Source organism: Maribacter confluentis, from assembly GCF_030505015.1.
GTDB classification, from domain to species: domain Bacteria; phylum Bacteroidota; class Bacteroidia; order Flavobacteriales; family Flavobacteriaceae; genus Maribacter; species Maribacter sedimenticola.
Genome location: NZ_JAUKUC010000001.1, coordinates 164,881 through 187,229, shown reverse-complemented (window position 1 = coordinate 187,229; position 22,349 = coordinate 164,881). Strand labels below are relative to the sequence as shown.

Annotated in this window: 20 protein-coding genes and 1 other RNA gene; 8 read left to right on the top strand and 13 right to left on the bottom strand. The window is 36.0% G+C overall.

What is annotated here, in order from left to right:
- The first annotated feature begins 25 nt into the window (after positions 1 to 25).
- Positions 26 to 1,300, top strand: a complete 1,275-nt coding sequence (gene glyA, locus Q2T41_RS00945; RefSeq protein ID WP_304434338.1) for a serine hydroxymethyltransferase — start codon at positions 26 to 28, stop codon at positions 1,298 to 1,300.
- A 13-nt stretch (positions 1,301 to 1,313) separates the two neighbouring features.
- On the opposite strand, the gene Q2T41_RS00940 is transcribed toward glyA, so the two are convergent.
- From Q2T41_RS00940 to Q2T41_RS00905, 8 genes are all read right to left on the bottom strand, one after another.
- A complete protein-coding gene (locus Q2T41_RS00940; RefSeq protein WP_304434336.1) occupies positions 1,314 to 1,958 on the bottom strand; it encodes a hypothetical protein in 645 nt (214 codons plus the stop codon).
- A 156-nt stretch (positions 1,959 to 2,114) separates the two neighbouring features.
- Positions 2,115 to 2,786 carry a response regulator gene (locus Q2T41_RS00935; RefSeq protein WP_089260226.1) on the bottom strand — a complete coding sequence of 224 codons (672 nt, stop codon included), beginning with the start codon at positions 2,784 to 2,786 and terminating at the stop codon, positions 2,115 to 2,117.
- A gap of 28 nt (positions 2,787 to 2,814) precedes the next feature.
- A complete protein-coding gene (locus tag Q2T41_RS00930) occupies positions 2,815 to 4,911 on the bottom strand; it encodes a tetratricopeptide repeat-containing sensor histidine kinase (protein WP_304434334.1) in 2,097 nt (698 codons plus the stop codon).
- 93 nt (positions 4,912 to 5,004) lie between these two features.
- Positions 5,005 to 5,181: a hypothetical protein gene (locus tag Q2T41_RS00925; protein WP_186435518.1), complete on the bottom strand. Its 177-nt coding sequence runs from the start codon at positions 5,179 to 5,181 to the stop codon at positions 5,005 to 5,007.
- A 136-nt stretch (positions 5,182 to 5,317) separates the two neighbouring features.
- Entirely contained in the window at positions 5,318 to 6,049 is a 732-nt protein-coding gene (locus tag Q2T41_RS00920) for a LytR/AlgR family response regulator transcription factor (RefSeq protein ID WP_304434331.1), read from the bottom strand.
- Positions 6,050 to 6,188: 139 nt separating this feature from the next.
- Entirely contained in the window at positions 6,189 to 7,733 is a 1,545-nt protein-coding gene (locus Q2T41_RS00915) for a hypothetical protein (protein WP_304434329.1), read from the bottom strand.
- 19 nt (positions 7,734 to 7,752) lie between these two features.
- The gene (locus Q2T41_RS00910; RefSeq protein WP_304434327.1) at positions 7,753 to 8,142 is read right to left on the bottom strand and encodes an acyl-CoA thioesterase; all 390 of its coding nucleotides are present in this window, start codon (positions 8,140 to 8,142) and stop codon (positions 7,753 to 7,755) included.
- Position 8,143: 1 nt separating this feature from the next.
- Positions 8,144 to 9,199: a glutaminyl-peptide cyclotransferase gene (locus tag Q2T41_RS00905; protein WP_304434325.1), complete on the bottom strand. Its 1,056-nt coding sequence runs from the start codon at positions 9,197 to 9,199 to the stop codon at positions 8,144 to 8,146.
- A gap of 135 nt (positions 9,200 to 9,334) precedes the next feature.
- Here Q2T41_RS00905 and ffs point away from each other — a divergent pair.
- Positions 9,335 to 9,433: signal recognition particle sRNA small type (gene ffs / locus Q2T41_RS00900), an RNA gene on the top strand.
- A gap of 90 nt (positions 9,434 to 9,523) precedes the next feature.
- A complete protein-coding gene (locus tag Q2T41_RS00895) occupies positions 9,524 to 10,333 on the top strand; it encodes an SDR family oxidoreductase (protein ID WP_089260232.1) in 810 nt (269 codons plus the stop codon).
- Positions 10,334 to 10,363: 30 nt separating this feature from the next.
- Here Q2T41_RS00895 and Q2T41_RS00890 read toward each other — a convergent pair whose 3' ends face one another.
- Complete coding sequence (locus Q2T41_RS00890) at positions 10,364 to 11,746, bottom strand: TlpA family protein disulfide reductase (protein WP_304434322.1); 1,383 nt, start codon at positions 11,744 to 11,746, stop codon at positions 10,364 to 10,366.
- A 178-nt stretch (positions 11,747 to 11,924) separates the two neighbouring features.
- On the opposite strand from Q2T41_RS00890, the gene Q2T41_RS00885 reads away from it, so the two are divergent.
- The 3 genes from Q2T41_RS00885 to Q2T41_RS00875 all read left to right on the top strand — a co-directional run bounded on the left by Q2T41_RS00885 (position 11,925) and on the right by Q2T41_RS00875 (position 14,704).
- The gene (locus Q2T41_RS00885; RefSeq protein WP_089260234.1) at positions 11,925 to 13,547 is read left to right on the top strand and encodes an ABC-F family ATP-binding cassette domain-containing protein; all 1,623 of its coding nucleotides are present in this window, start codon (positions 11,925 to 11,927) and stop codon (positions 13,545 to 13,547) included.
- Between the two features lie 32 nt (positions 13,548 to 13,579).
- On the top strand, positions 13,580 to 13,996 hold the full coding sequence (locus Q2T41_RS00880; RefSeq protein ID WP_304434320.1) for a hypothetical protein: 417 nt from the start codon (positions 13,580 to 13,582) through the stop codon (positions 13,994 to 13,996).
- A 102-nt stretch (positions 13,997 to 14,098) separates the two neighbouring features.
- On the top strand, positions 14,099 to 14,704 hold the full coding sequence (locus tag Q2T41_RS00875; protein WP_304434318.1) for a hypothetical protein: 606 nt from the start codon (positions 14,099 to 14,101) through the stop codon (positions 14,702 to 14,704).
- Between the two features lie 9 nt (positions 14,705 to 14,713).
- Here Q2T41_RS00875 and Q2T41_RS00870 read toward each other — a convergent pair whose 3' ends face one another.
- A complete protein-coding gene (locus tag Q2T41_RS00870) occupies positions 14,714 to 15,436 on the bottom strand; it encodes a hypothetical protein (RefSeq protein WP_304434316.1) in 723 nt (240 codons plus the stop codon).
- A 204-nt stretch (positions 15,437 to 15,640) separates the two neighbouring features.
- Here Q2T41_RS00870 and Q2T41_RS00865 point away from each other — a divergent pair, with 204 nt between their 5' ends.
- Positions 15,641 to 16,216, top strand: a complete 576-nt coding sequence (locus tag Q2T41_RS00865) for a fasciclin domain-containing protein (RefSeq protein ID WP_304434314.1) — start codon at positions 15,641 to 15,643, stop codon at positions 16,214 to 16,216.
- On the opposite strand, the gene pheT is transcribed toward Q2T41_RS00865, so the two are convergent.
- A complete protein-coding gene (pheT, locus tag Q2T41_RS00860; protein ID WP_304434312.1) occupies positions 16,217 to 18,646 on the bottom strand; it encodes a phenylalanine--tRNA ligase subunit beta in 2,430 nt (809 codons plus the stop codon).
- A 123-nt stretch (positions 18,647 to 18,769) separates the two neighbouring features.
- Between pheT and Q2T41_RS00855 the strand changes: the two genes are divergently transcribed.
- Entirely contained in the window at positions 18,770 to 19,996 is a 1,227-nt protein-coding gene (locus Q2T41_RS00855) for a peroxiredoxin family protein (protein ID WP_304434310.1), read from the top strand.
- Positions 19,997 to 19,999: 3 nt separating this feature from the next.
- Here the strand turns inward: Q2T41_RS00855 and leuB are convergent, their stop codons facing one another.
- Together leuB and Q2T41_RS00845 are read right to left on the bottom strand one after the other, a co-directional pair.
- The gene (gene leuB, locus Q2T41_RS00850; RefSeq protein WP_089260240.1) at positions 20,000 to 21,118 is read right to left on the bottom strand and encodes a 3-isopropylmalate dehydrogenase; all 1,119 of its coding nucleotides are present in this window, start codon (positions 21,116 to 21,118) and stop codon (positions 20,000 to 20,002) included.
- A gap of 2 nt (positions 21,119 to 21,120) precedes the next feature.
- Positions 21,121 to 22,293 carry a 2-isopropylmalate synthase gene (locus Q2T41_RS00845; protein WP_304434307.1) on the bottom strand — a complete coding sequence of 391 codons (1,173 nt, stop codon included), beginning with the start codon at positions 22,291 to 22,293 and terminating at the stop codon, positions 21,121 to 21,123.
- Positions 22,294 to 22,349 lie beyond the last annotated feature (56 nt).

Genomic DNA, 22,349 nt, shown 5'->3' with positions numbered 1-22,349 from the left:
CAACTTATTCAAAAGAAAGAACAGCATGCAACGCGACACTACGATTTTTAATCTAATAGAAGAAGAAAAGCAACGTCAGATCAATGGAATTGAATTGATAGCTTCAGAAAATTTTACCAGTCCCCAAGTAATGGAGGCCCAAGGTTCCGTTCTAACAAATAAGTACGCAGAAGGCTACCCTGGAAAGCGTTACTATGGTGGTTGTGAAGTTGTGGATAAGGTAGAACAGTTGGCCATTGATCGTGCAAAAGAGCTATTTGGTGCCGCATATGCCAATGTGCAGCCACATTCGGGTTCGCAAGCAAACGCTGCCGTTTATCATGCATGTTTAAAGCCAGGAGATAAAATTTTAGGTTTTGACTTATCGCACGGTGGGCATTTGACCCACGGATCTCCGGTTAACTTTTCGGGAAGATTGTATAAGCCTGTATTTTATGGGGTGGATAAGGAGACTGGTAGATTGGATTATGATAAAATTCAAGAGATCGCTACCAAAGAGCAACCTAAGTTGATAATTGCAGGTGCTTCTGCTTATAGTAGAGACATGGATTTTGCCCGTTTTAGAAAAATTGCGGATAGTGTGAACGCTATTTTATTGGCAGATATATCTCACCCTGCAGGTTTAATTGCAAAAGGTTTATTGAGCAATCCAATACCGCATTGCCATATTGTGACTACAACAACGCACAAAACTTTGCGAGGGCCAAGGGGAGGTTTAATATTGATGGGAAAAGATTTTGAAAATCCGTTTGGGATAACCTTAAAAAACGGTAAGCTAAGAAAAATGTCAACTTTATTGGATTTGGCCGTTTTTCCTGGCAACCAAGGAGGTCCGTTAGAACATGTGATAGCTGGTAAAGCTATTGCTTTCGGTGAAGCTTTAACAAGTGAGTATGCAACATATATTGAGCAGGTAAAGAAAAATGCCGATGCAATGGCCAAGGCATTTGTAAAGCGTAATTATCATATTATTTCTGGCGGTACGGATAACCACATGATGTTGATCGATTTGCGAAATAAAAATATATCCGGTAAAGATGCCGAAAAAGCATTGGTAGAAGCAGATATTACCGCAAATAAAAATATGGTACCTTTTGACGATAAATCACCTTTTGTAACTTCTGGTATTAGATTTGGTACTGCAGCAATTACCACACGTGGTCTAGTAGAAGCGGATATGGGGGTTGTGGTTGATTTAATTGATCAGGTCATCAACAACCCAGAAGATGAAGAAACCTTGAAAACCGTAAAGTCCAAGGTTAATGCAATGATGAATACCAGGCCTATTTTCAACGCCTAGGTCATGAATCTATTTATTCTGTTAGAAACTCGAGGTCTCCGCTAACGTAAGTATTACGCATTACGTCATAAATAGAGGCCTCATCATCCTTGTCAAGATAAATGCCCCAGAATTCTAAATAAGATTTTGGGGCAAAATCTATGGCTGAATCTGAAATTTCTGAATTTTCCAAATTTTCTTCAAAAATGGGCACAAAAATTTCATAAGGTTTTTGTGTAAGTCCCTTGGTCATAAAGACATAATTACACGCAATCTGTTTTAAAATATCATTAATTTGAGTAGGAATACTTTTATCATAAATGCGCTTTATTACAATACTGGTATCATTTAACGAAATTGTAAGCTCATCTATATCTATTACATGTTTGTTTTTCAAATTAAGTACTTCCAAACCGTGTTGTAAAGGCGCTTCGTTTTTATGGTTATTGCCCCATCTACCTGTATTGAAATGTGAAAATAATTCCATTAAATCCAAGTTACAATCAAATTCCAGTACCAGATTTATTCCGTTAGAGGTTATACTCTTACTCTTTAATTTTATTGTAGAAAAGTAATAAAACTCTAGGGTAGATAGAAATTCATCTAAGCCAATTATCTCTTTATTGTATTCTAATTTTAATCTAGAATTGTTGATAAAGTTTTCAAAATTGAAAGGCATAAGCAATTTTTTATAGCATTCTTTCTATAAAGATACTTTTCCCCTCAATTTTATAAAACTAGGAAAACCATATAATTTTGGAGGATATTATAATAAAATGATAATGATAAATCATAATCACCTGTAAATCAATTACTTAATTCAAGTAGTTGATATTCAAAGAAAACCACGATTTTTGGCTTCGTTGATTAGTGCTAAATCGTTGCCGTTTTTTATATCAAATAACGCTTTCAGTTGTCTTTTACGAGCTTCGACCGTAGTATTGGCAGAACCGATCAAAGGGGCAATATCCCTGGTATGGATTCCTTGTGATAGATGATAAAGAATTTTTTGATCTTGATCATCGATTACAATATCACTGGACATTCTTCTTCTTATGGCAGCCAAGGCACTCGCAGTATAATAAGATGAATTCTTCATAATTGTCTCTACCATACTTTTTAAAGAAAGTTCATCTATCTCTGACTTTACCATGTAGCCGTCCGGATTAACTTTTTTAAAAATATTGTTGATACGGTAATTGTCACTGTATGAAGACATAAATACAACTTTTGATTTAGGTACTTCTTCTCTTGCTAAAATACCAAGGTCAATACCAGTTCTGGGGTCTTTGGATTCTACTGAGAAAAGCTGGATGTCCAATAGAATGATATCATAGGGAATGGCTCTTTTTGATAGTTCAATCTTGGCCTTACCTTTTTCAAAACTTTTTGCGATTTCAACTTTTACGTTAAAATCATTAAAATCAGAATCTTCCAAGATATATTTATATCCTAAAGTCGTCATTTCATGATCATCTACCGCTAAAATCCTTACTGTTGAATCCATTATGGTTATTCTATGCTATTGTAAGTTACTAAACGTTTTCAAACCTTGTATTATTATTATCAATAAAATTATTTGATTTATTTTTAATGGGTATCCTTAACGTAATTGTGGTTCCTTTACCTTTTGCGGATTCTATGTTCCATGCACCGTTTAGCTTATTGATCCTAGAAGTAATATTTCTGATACCTATACCTTTTTTGCCTTTTACATTTTTAAAACCTACCCCATTATCACTCATAATTATCTTAAATTCATCATCCGTTCTAAGAAACGTTATTTCAAATATGCTGCATTGGGCATGTTTAATTGCATTTTGAAACGTTTCTTGGATAATTCTGTAGGCATTGATCTTAATATCCCCGTCCAAACTATCCCAATCCTCATCTTCATTGAATTTAAAGAAAGTATTAATGGCCACATTTCTTTTAGCAGCATCTAAAAGTGATTCTATAGAATCTGTAAAGTTGTTGATCTTCTGGTAAGCGGTATGGCTCAGTTCATGAGAAATTGAACGAATCTCATTCTCAATTTCTTGGAGAGAGCCCAATGCCTTTGATTTTTCGGCAATGGCTTCTTCAGTAACACGTTTATTTAATCCGGTCAAAATCATTCTAGCGCCCAGCATTTTGCCAAGTACGCCGTCATGCAACTCTTCTGAAATTCTTTTCTGTTCCAACCGTTTAACCTCGTCAACTTTTTGTTTTTGGGTAAGCATAAGGTTAAAAATTTCCTGGTTATTGGCCTGCTGTTGTTGGTCAAAACGAAGTTTTTGGTTTTTGGCACGTTGGGTAATAATGATATAGATGGATAGTCCTAATAAAAATAACCCCCCTGCAATGGCAATCCAAATACTGCGTTGTCTGGAAAGAATGTTCTTTTCACTTTCAAGCTCCACATTTTCTGCAATAAATTCATCGGTTTCAAACCGGATACGTGCAAATTTGTTTTGTTGTTTACGTTCTTCTTTTTGTAAACTATCGTCTAATTGAATATATTTTTCAAAATAATCTATTGAATTTTTTTTGTCTAAAGTCGCCAATAGTGACCAAGTTTGAAGTAGGATTTCAAGGTTTTCACTTTCCAATGAAAGAGTTTCCGCTTTTTTGGCACTTGTTATAGCTGCTAATGTGTCCTTAGAATAAACTAAGTATTCAGAAAAATTAAAATAAGAACCGGCAAGGCTTGCAGTTTGTTCTTCTTTAGTCTTAATGTCAATTGCTCGCTTAAAAATGCTTTTTACCCCTAAAGTGTCTTCGCTATAAAGTTTGCAAGCTGCTAAATTGCTTAACGCTATAGCATATAACTTAGGTTTGTCCTGTAATATGTTTTTAGTTGTAATTACTTTGAAAAAATTTTCAATTGCATTCTTGTATTCTTTTTTATCTCTATATAGAACCCCTATATTATTGATAACTTGCGCTTCTTCGTAATTTTTAAAATTTAAGAAACTTAGATAATACAATGCTTCATTATAGTAAGAAAGAGAATTGTCATACTCACCCAAAGCACCTGATAAAATACCTAATAAGTTATAGCTGTGGTAAAGCAAAAGTGTATTGTCCGTTTTTTTAAATTGTTCAATAGCTTTTATAATTGCTGATTCACTTCCTATATAGTCTTTTATTTCAATTTGAATTTTAGCCATTTCTAACAGTATCCTTCCAGATAATTCTATTTCATTGAGTCTTTCAAAGACTTTTTGAGCTTCGTTAAATGCGTAATATGCACTATCCTGAACGGCATATTTATCATAATAAAGAGCCAGATCCCAATAGCTATTGGCTAAGGACAAAGAATCCTGGATTCTCTCATTTAGTTGTATTGCTTTTTTGTTGATTAAACGGAAGAGTGTACTATCAAAGGTAAAACTTTGGTTAAAGGATAATTGGGAATAGTATTTGGCTTTTACAGTATCGAATGGTTGTTGGTCGGCATACTGTACCGCTTTTTGCAGTAATTGTAGTTTCTTATCATTGTTATTCTTGATACTTTGACCCTCCTTAATCCAAATACTAATGCTATCATTGTTAGTAGATGGAACGTTATCGTCCAATTTAATATCCGAGTTGGTACAAGCTTGAAGTGAGATTAAGATTAGAATTGTATGCAGGTATTTTTTAAGCAAGAAATAGGTTTAAGGGATATTATTGAAACCAAGGTATAAAAAAAAAGTCTTCAACCGCAGGTTGAAGACTTTTTATATGGTAATAGTAGCTGACTAGCTTACGCCAGACTGTCCACCTCTAGGAGGCAATTCAGCTGAACAATCAGAACAAGCCAAAGCTTTAGAAATATCATTTAAAAAATCAAATTCATTGGCACTATTCTCAATTACAAAAGTTGCCATGCCTAACGCCATTACTGCTACTGCTAAAATACTCGTTACTTTTTTCATTTTGTGTGTTTTTAGGGGTTTTTGGTTTATTATACTGCCAAAGTAATATCCATATAACACTTAAATAGTTTGTTTTTCCACACTTTAGTGAAAAGGTGGAATCTGCTAGTAAATGACCTGATTTTGAGAGAATTCGTTAATTTAGGGAACTTAGTGTATTTCTAGACAATACTTTCTTAAGGTTGTTCATATTTTCCCTATACGTTTTAGAGAACGGTAATTGTTCGTTGACGGTCTTTAAAGCGCAAATAGATTTTCCAAAATTTATCCTAGAAACATAATCAGTATTGACGATATAACTCTGGTGAATACGTATAAAGTTATTAGGTAACGTATTTTCAAAGGTTTTTAGTGTCTTGAAGGCATTGGTTACGGTACCGTCCTTCATAAAAAACTCTGTAGTATTATTGTCGGCTTTTAAATAAAGGATATCATTAGTGTTCAAATACTGAAAATCGTTATATGATTTTAAGCACAAGGTTGCGGGTGCTTTCTCCTTTGGCATCCTCTTTTTCAACTTTAATAATGATTTTCTAATGTCAAATTCATTAAAGGGTTGAAGCCAATAATCAAAGAAGCCATTTTTTATAGCATCATAGGCATAATCCTTGGAAGTAGCTATACCAATAAGTATAGGTAGTTCATTTACGTATTGGTGTATTTCCATGACCATTAAAAATATGGATGCATAATCATGGTTAAGGTTGATAAACACGATATCTGGACTAAACTTTAAAATATCGTTTAATCCATCATTGGGATTTGTGGTGGTATTAATACATTCAAAATCACCATATTCATCCAAAAATGCATGTAACTGCAAATTGGAAACAGCATCAGAATCTATTATGGTGTACGTGTAATCCAAAAGAAATTAGTGTCTTCTACGAAATTACTTATAGCCAGCTAATTACGGACCAAGAATGTCCTTATAAAAATGGAGGACTTTTTGATAAAATCAATGTATATAGGCTTTGTGAGAGAAAAACCTTTCAAGTTGAAGCTTGTTATTCGCTCGTTTCTTTCATTATTGCTTGATATGCACCCAAATCTGAAGTTAATGTCCGGGTGGTTCCAAGTAGGTCATTTGGTACATTGTTGGCAATATTTTGGTCGCCTTTACCAATTACATAAGAATCCAGACCTATTCTAAAATCATTGCTGGAAGGTTTGAAATAATCCAAATTACCTCCCGTATAGATGTTGGAATAATAATCCGTATTTAGAAAATCATATAACGGACCATCCTCAGCGGGTAGTTGGTCTTGTGTATATTGTATATGGCAATTTAGAAAACTGAAGTTGAACAATTTATCATTAGATGGGGTAAGTTCTAGTTCATATGCCGTATTGCCATCAATGATGCTATTTTTAAAATCAAGTTGTACTAAATCAAAATGAAGTTCTGGATTACTTCTGGAACTATTGGAAACGGTAAGGGTTGGTACAATTCTAAACCCTTTATTCCAATAATTGGCAATGGTACAATGCGTAAAATTATAGTGGCCTCCGTTTTCTATTTGCAAGGAGGTAGAGCCTGCACCACCTAAAACAAGGTTTTCTGCTATTATAATTGCTTGTTTGGCCCAGATATTATGTTGGCCATTATTATAAACCTGACTATTTCTTATGACCAGTGATTCTGTATTTTGTATTGCTTCCCCTTCAATAAATAATCCGATCTGCGCATTTTTAATGGTCAGATAATCTATAGTGTTTCCAATACTTCCTTTACTTATCCAGATAGTCCCCCATTGACCGGGCATATCATTATAAGCAGGTTCAAGTCTGTCTCCTTCAAAAATCACTTGATTTTCTAAACGCTCCTTATCATTACTCAATTTGCCATTAATTGTAATACGAGCTTTTTCCCTTACGACCAAACCGGAATTGTTGTGAAAATATACCCTTGCACCAGCATCGATATGAAGTTCTTTTTCATCAGGTACTATGGCGTAACCAAAAATCACATATGGTTTATTGGCAGTAAAATGTAACGAATCTTCACTAAGTTCAAAACCGTTTACGCTTACTTCATCACCATTTTCATCGGTATATAAAGTGATATTGTTTGCATTGCTTCCCCAATTATTGGGATGCAAAAAAATGGCGTCTTTTGCCAATGTAATCAATTCAACGGATTGTTGAAAAGGAGATTGATCAAACAAAATGGCATCCGTATATATAATTTCATTACTATTATCCGTAATCTCAATAGTCGTTTCAATTAGTATATACAGACTGTCTTGAGCGTATAATGGAATATTGTTAAATGTTTTACCCGCCACACCGTCCACATTTAATCTATAATAACTATCGGCGCCGTTTCTTAAGGATATTTCAGGGATAAACATATCCTCTTTAGTGCGGTTATACACTTTTAATGTGTATGTACTGCTGCCAATATTGGTAAATACGGTATCGAGAAAAACCGTGTCCTTGGAAAAGGTCAATTGCCCCATACTTGGGGAATATTCAAAATTCTTTCTACAGGAAGTAGTAACAATTAAGGCAATGATGGCAGAGAATACAATAAGAAAATTTACTCGCACAACCGTTATATTTTTCAGGTTAAAGGAAAATATCCTTTAGTTTATCGGACACCCTAATAGGCCTATTGGTCTTATTGTTCAATAAACACCATTCCGTACGGGCAAGAACCAATACCTTTTGTGTTTTTCCATGAATCATTTCTACAATTCTGGTAGATTTTGCTCCTATGCTCGTCTTGATATAAGTTGTCATGACTATAGGGTCATTTAAAAATGCCGCAGATTTGTATTCAATATGGTGACTTAGTACTACCCAAATTACTTCTTCTTGCAGCTCATTGGGGGCTTTGTGCTGCCAATGCTCTTTTGATATATTTTGAATCCATTGGACATAACGAACATTGTTAACATGGTTCAGGTCATCCAGGTCATCTTTAGAAACTATAAGTTCTTTCCTGTATACATCCATATTATTTTTTCTGGATTTTTACTTCAAACATTTTATCCCAGAATTTTCCGGTAACGAAAAAAGTTTTCCGTTCAGGATGATAAGCTATACCGTTCAAAACATTGTTTACCTTGTCCCAATCTGCCGATTTTGTTATTAAATCACTAAGTCCGCTAAAATTAATAACTCCTTCGATGGCACCAGAATTACTATCGATAATCATGACACTAGGCTTTTGATATACATTGGCATAAAGTTTTCCATCAACAAATTCCAATTCATTTGCGGAATTTACGATAGATGAATTGGTAACGGTTTCAATATAACCATCCTCGGTCATGGTATTAGGGTTTATGAACCAAATCTTTTCCGTTCCATCACTCTTAAATATTTTATTGCCGTCATTGGCAAGTCCCCATCCTTCACGACTTTTTCCATATTGAAAATTATCCAATTTCTTAAAGGTATGTAGGTCATAAATAAATCCAAGTCCGCTTTTCCAAGTAAGTTGGTAAATTTTGTCGTTTAATATGGTAATGCCTTCTCCAAAATAACTATCGTCCAAATTTATTTGTTCATAAACCTTGCCAGTTGAAAAATCTAATTTCCTTAAAAATGATTTTCCGTTCTTACCCGTACTTTCATATAGGGTGTCATTGAAGAACTCCAATCCTTGTGTATAGGCACCTGTATCATGAGGATATTCCTTTATAATGTTATACGTATATATTTCAGGAGCTTTTGCTGAAAAAACTTTAATGTTCTTATTGATTATAACGGTTTCACCTTCAAAATTAATTTTAGCGGTAAGGGTTTTATTCCCTAGAGTGGATACATCAATTTTAATTGTATTGTTGGTAAGTGGAACATCTTTACCGTCTATACTATAGGTGACCTGGTTAATATCCTTATTTTTTTTATTTTTAATGGTAACACCTATTTCATCAAATTGTGTAATTTTTTTGACATTTTTATCAATGGTGATTTCAAATAAATTCGATGCTTTTTGATTGCCACTGCCACATGCCATATAAAGGCTCGGTATAAGAATTATGCAAATTATCTTAACTATTCTCATTAAAAATTTTTGGTATTTATGTTTCTATACTGATTTTCAGCACGTAAGAATTGCTGTTTAGAGAAGGCAATTTAATTCATAAAAATTAGAAACTAAAAGGATTGTGAAAGATTTAAAAGATTGTATATTTGCAGCTGGCAAGTCCTACACGACCAGCTCCTGTAGAATCCCCCAGGGCGGGAACGCAGCAAGGGTATATGGTCGTAGCGGTGCGATGTAGGTAGCTTGCCTTTTTTTGTACCTTATATTCAAATAATTTTTAAAAAGGTAACTTGTTAAAAACCAGAATTATCTATGGTTTTGATTCACTTATTTTTCTGAAAAATGAATTCAAAAGTAGTTTTAATAACAGGCGGTTCTTCGGGAATAGGAAAGGCGGTAGGCATTTATCTAACAGAGCAAGGATATAAAGTTTATGGCACTACACGTAACAAGTCAAAATACCCCTTGTTTAAAGATTTTCCACTTTTGGAAATGGATGTTCGTAACACTGCTACCATAGCTAAAGCGGTTTCAACGCTAATGGAAAAAGAAGATACCTTGGATGTTTTGATAAACAATGCCGGAGTGGGTATTACGGGACCTATGGAAGAAACTCCTCAAGAGGAAATCATTAAGGCCTTTGCTACTAATTTTAACGGTCCTCTCAGTGTCATCAATGAAGTTTTGCCCATAATGCGTCGTCAGCAACATGGTTTAATAATCAATATTACTTCAATAGCCGGTTATATGGGATTACCTTATAGGGGTATTTATTCTGCAAGTAAGGCAGCTTTGGAATTGGTAACTGAAAGTTACAGAATGGAGACCAAACCTTTTGGGGTGAAATTTACCACTTTGGCACCAGGGGATTTTGCAACTAATATAGCTTCAGGGAGGTATCACACTCCTGTATTTGAAAACTCTCCTTATAAAGAAAAGTATCAAAGCACATTGGAATCTATTGATCAAGATGTGGACGGTGGTGGCGATCCACGTGATGTTGGCAGAAAGATTGCTAAAATTATTGAAACAAAAAATCCTAGGCCCCATTACAAGGTTGGGTCTTTTATTCAAAAACTTTCATTGACTCTTAAAAGTGTTTTGCCGGGTCTTTGGTTTGAAAGATTATTGGAGCGGCATAGCGCCAATTAAGGATATACCGGAAGAATACCGGATTTAAATTCAATTATAATAAATGTTGGAAAAACCGTCTACTATTACGCCATTATTGGTTATTATGGCCTTGTTCATAGGGTAGATGACCAATGTTTCGGTAAATTCCTTATAGTTGTCCGTATGGTATTGGGATCGGGTGTCCACACCTAGGTTTTTTAAAATGACCTTCCAATCGCTGTAGTCCGTCCTAATGTTGATACCTACAAATTCGTGGTCGGGTTTTTTGTCCTTTAGTTCCGCTACTCTTTTAAAAATTTCTTGGTATTGTTTTTTATTGTTTCCTGACCAAAAATAGAACATTACCTTTTTGTTCTTTCCAATCTCTGACAGTGTTCTGGTCTCATTATCAAATGAGGCAACGCTTAAATTAGGTATGACCTTGGAAGGCTGTAGGTTAGCTATTCCTTGGTATAGATTTTCAATCTCCTCTATATGCATGTTGTTTTTGGAGACCGTTTTAAATTCATTCAAGAACATTTCATTGTACTCAGGTTTGTCCTTTCTTTTTAAAAGATAGTCAAAAGCCACATTTCTGAACAAATTATCCCTTAATTCCTTCTCCACAACAAGACTGTCGATCAATTGCAGTTTGTGCTTGTTAAAATGTAAATGTTTGCTGGTATTAAAGTTTCTATTTTCGCAGCCTTTTATACAGTTCATATAGGACATATTACCAAAATGGGCCTTCATGAAATCGTAATAGGGTCTTAGGTAGGTAAAATTCTTATTGTTGTAATTAATGGTGTTACGGTAGGCATAAAAACCTTTTGGGAGTTCATGTATATTTTCCTCTGCAGTTTTTCTTCTATGTTGAAAAGGATAAATTTCCTTATACCTATTGTACGTATATTCAATATTACCGGCCAAAAGTTCATAGCCATCATCAGAAATGGCAGTTTCTGCTCTTAGTTCGTTCAATCGTTTTAACTTATCATTCTTAAGACTTGAAATTTTGGAAAGAAATTCCTGAGGTTCCATTTCATAATATTCAGCGTACATTGCTCTATCTTCCTCTTCTGCAGATAAAAACAATTCCAAAAGAAAATTGTTAAGCTCCTCGTTTGTTCCGGAAAACACTAAGGATTCATCAAAATAAATGGTGTTGAGCCTAACCATTAAACTATCTCCTTTTTCTAGATATACATACTGGTACTCGGGAGCAAGGTTAAAATGGTAAAGACCATTTTCTATATTGGCCAAATTGAATTTAAATCTATTCTTACTGTCCAGTTTGGCAGAATCAATTTTTTCCCCGCCCTTAAAAAGTACTACTTGGTCACTGGTAGGGTTTACGATTTCGCCTGCGAATAGAACGGTTTCCGAATCCTTTTTGGAAGAGGTGCAGGCTACAGAAAAAAGTACAATTGTACAGAGTAGAATTCTAATCATATGGTATTAGGGACTGATACATTCCAAAAATAAGGAACGTAAGGGCTGGTAGCTGTTAACGGCTAGTTAAATATTGTGAAGTTGAAAGTATAATAACTTAATGGAAATAGATGCTTTACATACTTGAAAAAGCTTATTTATTCTGTATTTTTGCACGGATTTTTAAATTACTGTTATTATGCTTTCTGTATCTAATCTTTCTGTACAATTTGGAAAAAGGGTGTTGTTCGATGAAGTAAACGTTGCTTTCACCCAAGGAAACTGTTATGGTATCATTGGTGCCAATGGTGCAGGTAAATCTACATTCTTAAAGATTCTTGCAGGACAAATTGAACCTACTTCCGGCCATGTTCATCTAGAGCCAGGTAAAAGAATGTCCATTTTGGAGCAGAACCATAATTCTGCCGATGCCTATACGGTATTGGAAACCGTGGTAATGGGTAATAAGCCTTTGTATGAAATTAAAAAGGAAATAGATGCACTTTATGCTGATTATGATGATAAGAATGCAGATAGGATAGGGGAGCTGCAGGTTAGCTTTGAAGAAATGAACGGATGGAACGCGGATAGCAATGCCGCGGCTTTACTTTCCAATTTAGGAATCAATGAAGAATATCATTATACGTTGATGTCGGAACTTGATTCCAAATTAAAGGTAAGGGTACTTTTGGCACAGGCCTTATTTGGAAATCCGGATGTATTGATTATGGATGAACCTACCAATGATCTGGATTATGAAACAATTAGTTGGCTAGAGAACTTTTTGGCAGATTATGAAAATACAGTGATCGTAGTTTCGCATGACCGTCACTTTTTGGATACGGTATGTACGGATATTGGGGATATTGATTTTGGAAAACTTAATCTATACTCGGGTAACTACACATTTTGGTATGAGAGTAGCCAATTGGCAGCCCGCCAAAGAGCACAACAGAATAAGAAATCTGAAGAGAAAGCCAAGGAGTTGCAAGAGTTTATTGCACGTTTTAGTGCCAACGTAGCTAAAAGTAAACAAGCTACATCTCGTAAGAAGATGTTGTCCAAATTAAAGGTAGATGATATTAAGCCTTCTAGTAGAAGATATCCGGCAATTATCTTTGATAGGGAACGAGAGGCCGGCGATCAGATTTTACAGGTAGAAGGACTTTCCGCTTCTACGGATGAAGGAGAATTGTTGTTTAACAATATCAATATAAATCTCGCCAAAGGGGATAAAATTGCTGTAATTTCAAGGGATTCAAGGGCTACAACAGCTTTTTATGAAATTATAAACGGGAACAAAAAGGCGGATAAGGGATCTTTTCAATGGGGTGTTACCACTACACAATCCTATCTTCCGGCAGATAATGCTGAATTTTTTAACGAAAACATAAATCTTGTAGATTGGTTAAGACAGTATGCCAAAACCGAGGAAGAGCGAGAAGAAGTATATATTAGAGGATTTCTTGGTAAAATGTTATTCAGTGGAGAAGAGGCATTAAAGAAATGTACGGTTCTTTCCGGAGGAGAAAAAGTACGCTGTATGCTTAGTAGAATGATGTTATTAAGGGCCAATGTGTTAATGTTGGATGAACCTACCAACCATTTAGATCTGGAAAGTATTACTGCATTTAATAACTCGCTAAAGAATTTTAAGGGAACGGTACTGTTTACCACCCATGATCATGAATTTGCCCAAACGGTTGCAAATAGGATTATAGAATTAACTCCTAAGGGCAACATTGATCGGTATTCTACGTTTGATGAATATATGTCTGACAAGGCATTAAAGGAGCAACGTAATAAGATGTACGCTGTTTAAGCATAAAATAGATTAACCCAAATCAATGTTTTATGAAAACCTACAACTATGTGGCCTATATTGGTATGGCCCTAAGTATCCTAGCTTGTGATACGGTTACCAATATTGATACGGAAGAGCCTTCTTCCTTAATCGATGCCGATTATACTGTTATTTTGGAAAAGGATGGCCTTACATCTGCAGTGATTTTGGCCGCTGCGGAAGATGGTATGGAACAAAAGGAAGAATCCGTGGGATTTGAAAAGATTCCTAATACTTCCCAAAACTATAGGGACCAACAAAGTATAGGTTATTATTATACCAATAATTGTCAAGCCTTTGTTCAAGTGTTCAACGCACAAAATGATAATTCCTTTGTCATAACCGCATTTACCGATATAAATCCATGTGATATTGAAGTTACTGCTATTGCTTATACTGAAAATGCAATATATATAGCCTATATATAGAAATTAGCCAGCAAGAATGACCAATTCGCTATACGGTCCATTTCAAGAACGGGTGGTCAGGCTTCGTTTGTAGATATTATGTTGGATAAAAAACCTGTGGATATGATACCTTCTACTGGAAGGTTATTTGTATTGACCGCTAATGAATATGTAGATAATGCTTATTACTTAACAGTTATTGATGAAGAATCAAAAGGCCAACTAACGGAATTGGATATGGGGAACGATGCAGCCAAACTGTTAAGAAATCACAGTAATCAGGTCATTGTGGCTTACCGAGAGTTGCACACCACCTTAGATCCTGTAAGTTTGGATAAGACCTACACCATGTACGGCAAAGGTACCGAACCGGGGTTTTTAACGGCAAAAGATGTGTACATGGATAGTTCCGGCCAAATCTATTATCAAAAGACGGAATCGTCCGCTGTGGTCAATACCGTACCCGCCATATATAATTTTGAACGAAACAGTACGGTAGTTTATCTATTCGAAAATTTTTTAACGGAGTCAGAGATGGATGTAAAATATAATATCGGAGCTACGACCGCAATTGGTTACGATGATGCCAATGGTTTTATCCTGATAGGCTATCAGAATAAGAACCAATTGCAACATGGGGGAATTTTAAGAGTCGGTATAACTCCAGATTTTAAGCTAATTGATTATATAGATTTAGAAGGTGTTCCGCAAAGCATTTTTGTAAAATAGCAATGAATATTAACTATTAAAATATTTGCTGTTCCAAATGGCCGGATTAAAATTTTTACCCAGGGCAAAGCCATAAAAAATAACTACTGCAGCAATACACTTGAACACAAAAAAATACATGATCCAAAATTGGGCATTAGTACTGGATTTTGAGAAAAGACCATTGGGAATCATCAATGTGGCTACATAACTGATCATTAGTATAAGAACCGCTAAATTCACTATGTTTTTAAACGGCCACATCAATAACTTTCTCATGGGGTGTAGGTCATTGCCCCATTTATGAATTAAATAAAAATAGCCATTGCCTATTGGGGCAAAAAGTAAAGGATCATCCTTGTCTTCCAATTTAAATAGTTTGGATGGAGCTATAATTTTAAACCCTTTAATTTCCGTTTGATGTAAATTTTCCAATTGTTTTATTTTGGAGAGGGCTTCAACCGGTAGTTTTCCTTTAAAATATTTGGTATCCAAAAAGCGTAAGCGGTAATCTATACAAATCTTTTTTATATCCTCAATGTGATAAATGTTTTCAAGTTTCAATTCATTTAACTTAAAATCATTTTGTAACATTTTTGAGGATGAGGATACGTTGGTCTCAATACGGTCAAAATCTTCATCTACTTGAGCGAAAATTTCTAAAACGTTATTAAGTAGGTGTTCTTCTGATTGTATACGCTTAGACTTGGCTTTGTGTAATTTTTTTTCAAGGTCTGTTTTAGGAAATAACATATCTTTTTCTTTAGCAATCCTCTCAAAGTTAGCCAATTAATGAGATTGATGAAATTTTGTTTAATCTTAAAAAATGTTAATATTTTGTTAAATTGATGATTTGACTTATTTTGTATAGGTATAACATTGCCTATGTTGTATATTGACGGATAAATCGTGCATTTCATCGATTTTTATTATTTGAGCCCTAATTGAACTTACTATATGAAAAGATTGACATTGTGCATGTCATTGTGCACCCTAATGTTAGGTATTTATGCAAACGCGCAAACATCCTTGATCAAGCTCCCCATGGAGCAATTGCCTTCTAAATTAATAGTGTCAAAAAAGACCATAGAGGAGCGTACGGCAAGCTTTGAAAACTATTCTACACTTTCCTCCATATTAAAGTCTACCCATTTGGATAAGGTTTTGGCCTATGATGGGGAATTTACGGTGTTTGCACCATCAAATACAGCTTTTAAAAAATTACCCAAGTTAACGGCGGATAAATTATTGGACCCTAAAAACAATAAAGTTTTAAGAGATGTACTTTCATACCATATCATTGCGGGGAATTTTTCTGCATCTTCAATTCTTAGGGCCATGTGTAGGGGTAATGGTGTAGCAAGGTTTACCACGATCTTGGGAGAAAAGATAACGGCTACAATGAATGGCATTGATATTGTCCTCACCGATAATGCTGGGAACAAAGCTACAATTGTGCGGGCAGATTCCACCCAATCTAATGGGGTTATTCATGAGATTGATGCCGTCTTTCTACCTGTACGGATTTATTGATTACCGTAAACTTGCTCCTAGTTTTTGTTCGTAATTTTTTTGAAGCTTGCTCATTATTTTCTCTATCTGCTTATCCGTCAGTGTACTTTTATCATCTTGGAGGGTGAAACTGACTGCATAGGATTTTTTGCCCTCCGGTAAATTAGCACCTTCATAGACATCAAAAAGAGAAATATCCTTTAAGTATTTGCGCTCTATGCTCTCAGCCAATTCATAAAGCTCTTTATACGTAGTTTTCTGATCGAGTAACAAAGCAAAATCCCTCTTAACTTCTGGGTATTTAGGAATCTCTTTGTATAGCACTGGAGTATTGCTCAACTGTTTCAGAATTACGTCCCAATTAAAATCGGCAAATAAAATATCCTGTTTAATATCAAATTGCTTAAGAATGGTTTTTTTGACCAACCCAAAAGAAACTAAATTGTTTTTCTTATAAAATAAAGAAAGGCCTTCTGAGAATAAATTGGATTCCGTTGGCAAACTTTTTAGATCACTAAGTCCCAAACGGGTAAGAATAGTTTCTACAATTGTTTTTAATTCAAAAAAATTGGTTGCAACAGGTTTGCTGGTCCAACTTTCTGGTAAGGTGTTTCCGCACAAAAGAATACTGAGGTATTTATTTTCTATGCGTTTATTTTCTTTGGATAAATACGTTTTACCAAATTCAAATAATTTAAGATTTCCTCTTTTTCTATTGATATTATAATTGGCCGTTTCTAGGGCAGAAAATAAGGAAGCTCGTCTAAGTACTGATAAATCTCCACTCAGGGGGTTAATGATCTGTACGGATTCCGTTTGGCTGTCATTTGTTTGCAACAGCTCGGCATAATTTGGATTGGTAAGGCTATTGGTAAGTATTTCATAATAGCCCTTAGATGCCAAAAGGTTGCCTATTGTATTTTGAATAATATGGTCCTCTGTAGGAGAAGTGGTAGCTATAGAGGCATTTAATTTATTACCAAAAGCAATATTGTTATATCCGTATACCCGTAAAATTTCTTCGATGACATCAACTTGGCGCTGAACATCCACTCTGTAGGAAGGTACTTCAAGCCCCATACCAGCTTCGGTAACGTTCTTTACTTTAATATCAAGTGATGCCAAAATGGATTTAATGGTATCCTGCGGAATTTCTTGCCCTATTAATTTATTTATTTTTTCAAAGGCCAGGAATACTTCAAAATTGGTGACTTTATTGGGGTACAGGTCAATAATATCTGATGTTATTTCGCCGCCGGCAATATCCTTTATGAGCAAAGCTGCTCGTTTAAGGCTGTATTCCACATTTTCAATATCAATACCGCGTTCAAACCTAAACGATGCATCCGTATTTAATCCATGTCTCTTTGCAGATTTCCGGATAGCCACCGGATTAAAATAAGCACTTTCTAAAAATATAGAGGTTGTACTCTCGGTAACACCGGAATCCAATCCACCAAAAATACCTGCCAGGCAAAGTGGATTTTTGGAATCACATATCATTAGATCATCTTCATGCAAGGTTCTTTCTACACCATCTAACGTTGTAAACTTGGTGCCTTTGGGCATGGTCTGAACAACAATTTTATGTCCTTTTATTTTTGCGGCATCAAAAGCATGTAAGGGCTGACCTAATTCGTGCAATACATAATTGGTAGCATCTACGACATTGTTCTTAGGTGTCAATCCTATGGATTTAAGCCTATTTTGTAGCCAAGTAGGAGAGGGCTGTACAATTAAATTGCTTAGCGTAACCCCACAGTATCTAGGGGCCAAAGAAGAATCCTTTACATCTACGTCAATTTTTAACGAACGATCGTTAATGTTAAAATGACTGGTAGAAGGTGTAATCAGTTCCTTGGTAATTTCTTTTTGTTTTAGACCGGCCTTTAGATCTCTTGCCACTCCAAAATGGCTCATGGCATCTGCACGATTGGGAGTTAGTCCAATTTCAAAAATTTCATCCAGCTCAATATCAAATAGCTCCGCACAAGGCGTACCTACCTTTAAATTTTTATCCAATACCATAATGCCTTCATGGCTTGTGCCCAATCCTAATTCGTCTTCGGCGCAAATCATACCGTGGCTTTCCTCTCCTCGTATTTTTCCCTTTTTTATAGTCCAGGCTTCTCCTTCTGCGGTATATAGAGTAGTACCTATGGTAGCAACAGGTACTTTTTGCCCTGCCGCGACATTACTTGCGCCACAAACTATTTGTAGGGGAGCTTCCAAGCCTATATCTACCATGGTAACATTCAACTTGTCCGCGTTGGTATGTTTTTCACAGCTAAGGACATGGCCTACGACCACTCCTTTTAGTCCTCCTTTAACAGATTCAAATTTTTCGACACCTTCAACCTCAAGTCCTAAATCGGTCAATAGTTCAGCGGTTTCATCAGATTCCCAATCTATTTTAATGAACTGTTTTAACCAGTTGTATGATATTTTCATTCAAATCATTTAAGGGCGCAAAGATAAAACAATGCCCGTAGACATTCAATATGGAGATAAGTGTTTCTTTTAATTTTTAATTGTGGGTTATATATCGTTATTTCGGGCCGTAAATGTATTGTGATGAAAATAGGTGTAAGAATCTTGATCTTTTGTATGTTGATAATATCCTGTAAGGAGCAAGTACAGGATACAAGTTTGAACGAAGGAATCTGGCGTGTAGAATTGGAAGTAATGGACAACCAACTACTACCGTTTAATCTAAAAGTGAATAAGGGTGAGAATGGGGAATATATCATGAAAATCCTTAATGCGGATGAAGTGATTGAAGTAGATGAAATAAAGATTTTTGGAGATTCAATTATAATGCAGACCCCTGTGTTTGAGGGATATTTGGCAGGGACGTTTACCAATTCTTTAATAACTGGTTCTTTCGTAAAGGAAAGTTTGGACAGAATAGTACCGTTTAAGGCCGTATATGGAGAAGAAGAGCGTTTTTCAATAAAAAATTCCAGCAAAAAAAATGTATCCGGCATATGGGAAACTTATTTTAGTCCCCATACGGATGATGGTTATCTGGGTAAAGGTATATTCTTGCAAGAAGATAATAAGGTTACAGGTACTTTTAGAACTACCACTGGGGATTATAGATATTTGGACGGTGTCGTAGACGGGGACTCGTTAAAACTTTCCGCATTTGATGGGGCTCATGCCTTCTTGTTTACCGCAAAGGTTACGGATTCTAGTATGAACGGCATATTTTATTCCGGGAATCATTTTAAGGAACCATTTATTGCGAGTAGAAATGAAGGTTTTGATTTACCAAGTCCAGATTCATTAACTTTTATAAAAGAGGGATATGATCAATTGGCGTTTGAATTTCCAAATATTAACGGGGTTACGGTTTCTTTGGCAGATGACCAATTTAAGGATAAGGTGGTCATTGTACAGTTAATGGGAACATGGTGCCCCAATTGCTTGGATGAGACAAAGTTTTTGGTGAATTACCTTGAGCAAAACTCCAATGAGGATGTTGCAATCATAGGTTTGGCATTTGAATCAGCCAAGACAAAGGAGAAGGCTATTAAGGCAATTGAGCGTCTTACGGATAGGATAGGGGTAAAGTATCCTATTTTATTAGCGCAATATGGTTCTTATGATAAGGCAGAGGCCCAGAAAAAACTACCTATGCTTAATCATGTATTATCCTACCCAACTACCATCTTTATTGATAAAAAAGGTGATGTAAGAAAAATTCATACCGGATTCAACGGTCCAGCAACGGGTGATAAATTTTTGGAATTTAAAAAGGAATTTAACGGGTTTATTGAGCAATTGCTACAAGAGTAATGGTTAAATGATGGTAGATTTGCCTAAACCTATATTTTCATCGTTCATGGTAAAGGTGCCATCCAGTTCCATGATGTTGTCCGCTATGAAATCACCTACGTAATTTGTTCCATATTTGGAACTTCCCATAATATCCGGAGTAACGATTTTTTTAGAAAACGATTTCAAAACGGCAGCCACTACAGCATCCGATTCTTCATCCATCTTAAAATGTTGCAATAACATGGCCATACTTAAAATAGATGCGACAGGGTTGGCAATATTCTTACCTTTTGCATCTGGATATGAACCGTGAATAGGCTCAAACATAGCGTATTCCAGTCCTACGGAGGCTGACGGTAACAAACCTATGGATCCGGCAATTACACTTCCTTGATCGGAAAGGATGTCGCCAAACATGTTGTCCGTAAGTATAACATCGAATTGAGATGGATTCAAGATCATCTGCACTGCGGCATTGTCAATAAAAAGGCAATCTAAAGTAACATCTGGGTAGCTCTCCGAAATAGAATGGACCACCCTGCGCCACAATCTTGAAGTTTCCAATACATTGGCCTTGTCTACCAAGGTAACTTTCTTCTTTCTTGAACGTGCTGATTTAAAGGCTAAATGTGCTATTCTACTAATTTCCGCTTCGGTATATGTACAGGTATCCGTGGCTGAACTTTGGTCGTTGCCTACGGCTTTGTCCCCATAATATATGCCTCCTGATAATTCCCTAAAAATGACCAGGTCCGTATCCTTTACACTTTTTTTGGGCAGCGGAGATTGCTTTACGAGAGAGGGAAATACCTTTACGGGTCTAATATTTGCAAAAAGGCCAAGCTCCTTTCGTAATTTTAACAGACCTTGTTCCGGCCAAACCTTGGCTTTAGGATTATCATCAAATTCTGGCAAGCCCAAAGCACCAAATAGGGTGGCATCGGTATTTTTACAGATTTCCAATGTTTCATCGGGTAGTGGGGTGCCTGTTTTTTTTATCGCAGTTGCGCCTATTAACCCTTTTTTAAAAGTAAAGCTATGGCCAAAGGTTTCTTCAACAGAACGTAGGCATTTAATGGATTGGGCTACGACTTCGGGCCCAATACCATCACCTTCCAATACCGCGATATTTAAATGCATAATTAACTAATACGTTGTAAATCTATTTTTGAGGTTTCAACAATTTGGTGAATATCCTCGTCCTTGACCTCTTTTCTTGAATCTGCATAGGCCAAAAATTCTTCATACACGGTATCCAATTGGGTTTTGGTCAGTTCATAACCTACAATCTTGGCTCTATAGGCCAAAGCGGCTCTTCCGCTCCGTGCGGTAAGCACAATGGATGATTCCGTTACACCTACATCAGAGGGATCCATGATTTCATAAGTTTCCCTGTTTTTGATAACACCATCCTGATGAATACCGGAACTATGTGCAAATGCATTGGCCCCTACGATAGCTTTGTTGGGCTGAACCATCATTCCCATTTTATTGGAAACCATTTTACTGGTATCATAAAGAAGCTTGCTGTTTATGGTGGTATCTAGGTTTAGGTCCGGATGCTGGCGCATAATCATCACTACTTCTTCTAAGGAAGTATTGCCTGCACGCTCCCCAATACCATTAATGGTACATTCTATCTGCCTGGCACCGTTCATAACGCCCGCTATGGAGTTTGCCGTAGCTAGGCCCAGGTCGTTATGGCAATGACATGAAAGTATTGCCTTTTCTATTCCCTTTACGTTTTCCTTTAAATATTTGATTTTGCCGCCATATTCCTCCGGAAGGCAGTAACCTGTTGTATCTGGTATGTTAAGTACTGTAGCGCCTGCTTTTATAACGGCTTCGCAAACACGTGCCAAAAATTCATTGTCCGTTCTTCCTGCATCTTCAGCGTAAAACTCAACATCCTCTACAAAAGTCTTGGCATAACTGACCGCTGCTACAGCGCGTTCTATAATGGCATCCCTGCTAGAATTGAACTTATATTTAATATGTGAGTCAGATGTACCTATACCTGTATGTATTCTTGGTGTCTTGGCATGTTTTAACGCCTCTGCGGCCACTTCAATATCTTTCCTTACCGCTCTGGTCAATCCGCAAACGGTAGCATTTTTAACGAGTTTTGCTATGGCTTCGACAGATTTAAAATCACCCGGACTTGAAACAGGGAAACCGGCTTCGATGATATTAACGCCCAATAAATCTAGACGCTCAGCGATGACCAATTTTTGGTCCATGTCCAACTTGCAGCCAGGGACCTGTTCTCCATCTCTTAATGTCGTGTCAAATATTTGTACTATATCTTTACTCATTATATTTATGTAATTTTACTCGTCAAACGAATATATAACCTAATACACAAAATTCA